This window comes from Aetokthonos hydrillicola CCALA 1050 (assembly GCF_017591665.1).
Classification (GTDB): Bacteria; Cyanobacteriota; Cyanobacteriia; order Cyanobacteriales; family Nostocaceae; genus Aetokthonos; species Aetokthonos hydrillicola.
Map to the genome: position 1 here is coordinate 1 of NZ_JAAKGC010000445.1, position 1,091 is coordinate 1,091.

General features: G+C 40.7%; 1 protein-coding gene and 1 pseudogene. One reads left to right on the forward strand and one right to left on the reverse strand.

Annotated features, from left to right (window positions below; translation table 11 throughout):
- Positions 1–361: pseudogene (locus G4P69_RS38750) on the reverse strand (SAM-dependent methyltransferase); the annotation flags it as partial.
- Positions 362–824: 463 nt separating this feature from the next.
- On the opposite strand from G4P69_RS38750, the gene G4P69_RS38755 reads away from it, so the two are divergent.
- Positions 825–1,025, forward strand: a complete 201-nt coding sequence (locus tag G4P69_RS38755; RefSeq protein WP_208345131.1) for a hypothetical protein — start codon at positions 825–827, stop codon at positions 1,023–1,025.
- Positions 1,026–1,091: the final 66 nt, after the last annotated feature.

Below are 1,091 nucleotides of genomic sequence, written 5' to 3' on the forward strand. Positions count from 1 at the left end.
AACCAAGAGTCTCTATCTCAGGAGAGAAGTCTTGATATTTCTTGTGCTGAGCACGCTCCCACATTTGAGGTAAATCTAGCCATACGATTGGGTAATATCGGAGAAAATCTTCCCAAGGATTATCAAAGAGTAAGCTTTTGGGATATATCCCCCGCTCTGCATCCTGCCAGTCAACTTCTAGCAGATTATCCGCTCTTTCTTTAAGTTTCAGTAAAACTTCACTTGGGATAGGTTTGGGCTCTGTTTTGTTAGGGGAGATAACATTCATTAGACGTGCCCCTAACATCCTATGAGCAATGCCAAAGTAGCTTTTACCCTGCTGAAAAGTCTGATAGCTCAGCTTGGTTAATGTGTCAGACATGTGAATGGCTTGAGTTTTTGTTACTTAATCTAACTTAAACAATTTTAACTAAAAAATCATAATGTTTGGGCATGGGGTATGGGGCATAGGGCACCGGAAAAGAATTATACCAATTGTCCAAAATATGACTATACGCCAAAAACTCTTTAGCGCCTTAGATTCGGGCTTATCGCAGAGTACGTCGAATCCCTCTCCCCTACATTGGTATCTGTGGCGTAATGGTTATTAACAGAGAAATCGTATAAATGGGTAAATATGAAGGCTGGAAGGAAGTTAGTTCCGTTCGGATAAACCTTTTCTCCTCCTATGCCCTATGCCCCATGCCCATTACCCATTACTCTCCCTTTCCAATGAATTTTTGTAAATTTTCTAAAACCGTAGCTTATGTTACAGATTTTTGCTATACTAGTTCATAGATAAAGCGAATTAATCAAATATCCCAGGAATCATAGGAGTACTTCATATGTCTACCCAAGAACAAGCTCGTGCCTTGATGGTGCGCCATTATCAACTTATTAAGAATCGTCAACAATCGCTGCTAGAACGCACTGGAGAAGAACTGGGTCTTGCTGGAGAAGTATCTCACTACTGGAACCCAATTCAAGGAAAAATAGACTTTAATGCGCGGATGACTTACGAGCCTAGTCATGCCACGATGAGCTAGATCAGAAAAAAACCACCCTAGGTGGGTGGCTTTTTGCTTACGCTTCTAAATTAAACAAAACTTAAG